Consider the following 3,301-nt stretch of genomic DNA (forward strand, 5'->3'; position numbering starts at 1 on the left):
CGAAGTCGCCGCCCGCCGAGAATGCTCTGCCGGCGCCCGTGATCACCGCGGCGCGCGCGTCGCGGTCGGCGCTCAGGCGCGGCCACAGTCTCGCGAGACCCGCGTGCAGGGGGTCGTTGACGGCGTTGAGGTCGTCGGGCCGGTTCAGCGTGATGATCCGCAGCGAACCGTCGGCCCGGACGTCGATCTCATCGGGCATGTCGTACATGTCAGACTCCCAATCCCAGGATGCGCGAGGCGATGATGTTCTTCTGGATCTGCGACGTGCCACCCATGACGGACTGCGCGCGGCTGTACATGTACGAGCCGAGCATCTCGGGGTCGCGGGTGCCTGCCTCGGACAGCGCCGCGTGGCCGACGGACTGCTCGACCCACGTCATGAGCAGCTTGTCGAGCGAGCCTTCCGAGCCGTGCTGCACCCCGTCGAGCTGTTCGGACAGTCTGCGTCGCACATGCAGGCGCAGCATCTCGGTCTGCACGGCCGCCCAGGCCAATTCGTCCGACGGCCGGCCGCCGTTCCGGGCTGCGAGGTCACGGACGGTCTTGGCGTAGCGCGCGGCGAACCCCAGGGTCGACGGTTCGCGCTCGTGCCCGACCACCGTCATCGCGAGCTTCCAGCCCTCGCCCGGTGCGCCCACCATCTGGTCGGCGGGCACGCGTGCACCGTCGAAGAGCACCTGCCCGAATTCCTTGGTGACGCCACTGATCATCTTGAGCGGTCGCTGCTCGATGCCGTCCTGATGCATCGGGACGATGAACGCCGAGATGCCACGGTGCCGCGGCTTGTCGGGTTCGGTACGAGCGAGCAGCAGGCACCAGTCGGCCACGTCGGAGTAACTCGTCCAGATCTTGTGGCCGTGGATGACGTAGTCGTCGCCGTCCCGGGTGGCCGTGGTGGTGAGCGAGGCCAGATCGGATCCGGCGCCGGGTTCACTGAACCCCTGGCACCAGCGTTCGGTCCCGTTGATCATGCCCGGGAGGAAACGCTGCTGGAGTTCCTTGCTGCCGTGGTGTCCGAGGCCGATGACCAGGTATCCGAGGCTCGGCCGCGCCGGCGCGCCGGCGATGGCGAGTTCCTCGTCGAGGATCACGTCGTAGACGGGCGGAAGCTCTTGGCCGCCGTATTCTTCGGGCCACGACAGCCCGAAGAACCCGGCGCTGTAGAGCGCCCGGTGCCAGTCCGGTTGCTTCTCCCAGTATTCGTCGCCCGAGGTGGGGTATTGCTTGGCCGTCGTCGCCAACCAGGCCTTCAGGCGGGCCCGGAATGCGGCTTCTTCCGGCGAGTCACGAAAGTCCAAGATCGATCTCCTCCAGGCTCACGGGGAACAGTTCGGTGGACGTGAGCGCCCGCCGCAGGTGGACGTGCTCGATGCACTCCCAGGTGTTGCCGATACCGCCGTGCACCTGGATGGCGGTCTCGCATACGGTCCGGGTGGCGCGCGCGCAGTAGATCTTCGCGACCCGCGCGGCCTGCACCGCGTCGGCCGGTGGCAATTCGTCGACCGCCCACGCCGCGTGCCGCAGCACGCTGATCGACCCCTCGATGAGGGCTTCGCTCTCGGCGAGCAGATGCGCGACGGCCTGGTACGAGCCGATGGTGTTGCCGTACTGTTCGCGGATCTTCGCGTACTCCACGGCGGCCGCCTGCGCACCGCGCGACGTGCCGACGAGATCGGCAGCCGTGACGACCAGTGCGAGCGCGTACGCACGCTCGGTCTGCTCCTGCGACAGGTCGCCGAGCGGTTCGAGCGGTTCGGCCAGTGCCGCGAAGGCACGGGTCAGGTCCGCGCCCGCTGCCGGAGCTCCGACGGTCGCGGCGTGGAGGCTGCGGTCGCGCAGCACGAGCGCCCGCTCGATACCCGTGGCGTCGAAGGCTTCGTCGCCCACGCCGATCGCCCAGGTCTGCTGGTCGTCGGCGACGTGGCGGCGCAGATCGTCGGCAAGGACCGGGCCGAGAAACGGAACGTCGACAAGGCCTCGGGCGAATTCTTCGGCGACGATGGCCACTTCGACACCCGAGGCACCGTCGGAGCGCAGCGACCGCCAGCCCGTCGAATCGACGGTCTTCTCCAGCCGGGCGACGCGTGCCGCGTCGTCGAGATCCTGGACCGAGCCGGGACCGAGGTCGTCGGCCAGCCTGGCGGCGGCGTCGCGCAGTTGCTGCTGTTCATTCGTCAGACGTACGTCCATGGCGCTCCTCGAGTACTCGGCGCAACACCTTGCCGGAGGGCAGGCGCGGAATTTCTGGGACGAAGACCACTCGGCTCGGCCGTTTGTAGGAGGCGAGCCGGTCGCCGACGAGCGCGATGATCTTCTCGGGTTCGAGCGCGGCGGTGGTGGCGACCACCGCGACCACTGCCTCGCCGCTGCGCGCGTCGGGTTCGCCGAACACCGCACAATCGGTGATGTCGGGATGAGCGTGCAGCACCGTTTCGACCTCGGCGGGCGCGACCTGGAATCCGTTGACCTTGATCATCTCTTTCGAGCGGTCGGTGATCCGGACCCAGCCGTCGTCGTCGAGGGAGCCGACGTCGCCGGTGCGGTACCAGCCGTCGGTGACGGCCTCGAGGGTCGACTCGCTCGGAAGGTAACCGGCCATGAGCGACGCCGACCTGACCTGGAGTTCACCGACCTCGCCGGCTCCGAGCGGCTCTCCCGTGTCGAGCGAGACCACTCGTACGTCGACGCCCGGGACGGGACGGCCGACGGTGTCGAGCCGGGCACCGTCGACCGGGTTGCACGCGATGACGGGCAGTTCGCTCGCACCGTACGCGGGCACCCAGGGGATTCCGGTGCGCCGCGTGACGGTCTCGGCGACACTCCGCGTGACGGGAGTGGCACCCCACACGATGTAGCGCAGCGACGACAGGTCGAACGTCTCGAGGTCGGGATGTGACGCGATGGCGAGCGCGATCGGCGCGACGGCCATTTCCACGGTGATGCGGTCGGTTTCGATGTGGCGCAGCATCGTGTCGAGGTCGAACCGGCGGTGCAGGCGCATCCAGGCCCCGGTGTCGAGGGCCGTGACGATGTTGAGCAGGCCCAGGATGTGCGACGGCGGGGTGACGATCTGGATGCGGTCGGCGTCGGTCAGTTCCAGTGCGTTGCGCCAGTGCGCGACCGCGGCGGCGAACGAGGCGTGGGTGTGGCGGACGGCCTTGGGCAGGCCGGTGGTGCCCGAGCTGAAGACCAGCACCGCGTCGGATTCCGGGTCCGGTGGCTCGAACAACGGCCGCTGGGGCTCGGCGGGCGCGGGTGGGAGCGGTTCGTCGAGGTGCTGCATCGGTATCAGTTCGGCGAG

At 69.0% G+C, this 3,301-nt stretch carries 4 protein-coding genes; all 4 read right to left on the reverse strand.

The genetic code is table 11. The features are described 5' to 3' along the window. Positions 1-208 (reverse strand): enoyl-CoA hydratase/isomerase family protein (locus Q8814_RS25200; RefSeq protein ID WP_330154687.1); only part of this gene is annotated, 208 nt, incomplete at its 3' end. Between the two features lies 1 nt (position 209). Continuing rightward, entirely contained in the window at positions 210-1,298 is a 1,089-nt protein-coding gene (locus tag Q8814_RS25205; protein ID WP_330154688.1) for an acyl-CoA dehydrogenase family protein, read from the reverse strand. Beyond that, complete coding sequence (locus Q8814_RS25210) at positions 1,285-2,190, reverse strand: acyl-CoA dehydrogenase family protein (RefSeq protein WP_330154689.1); 906 nt, start codon at positions 2,188-2,190, stop codon at positions 1,285-1,287. Before Q8814_RS25210 ends, Q8814_RS25205 begins: the two co-directional genes overlap by 14 nt. After that, positions 2,168-3,301: class I adenylate-forming enzyme family protein (locus Q8814_RS25215; RefSeq protein ID WP_330154690.1), on the reverse strand; the 1,134-nt coding region annotated here is incomplete at its 5' end. The genes Q8814_RS25210 and Q8814_RS25215, both read right to left, overlap by 23 nt.

Origin of the sequence: Rhodococcus chondri, from assembly GCF_036327435.1 — a bacterium.
Lineage (GTDB): Bacteria > Actinomycetota > Actinomycetes > Mycobacteriales > Mycobacteriaceae > Rhodococcus > Rhodococcus chondri.

What these genes read in the sequence shown, in the direction of transcription:
- Q8814_RS25210 (WP_330154689.1), bottom strand. Translation starts at nt 2,190, where the DNA reads ATGGACGTACGTCTGACGAATGAACAGCAGCAACTGCGCGACGCCGCC.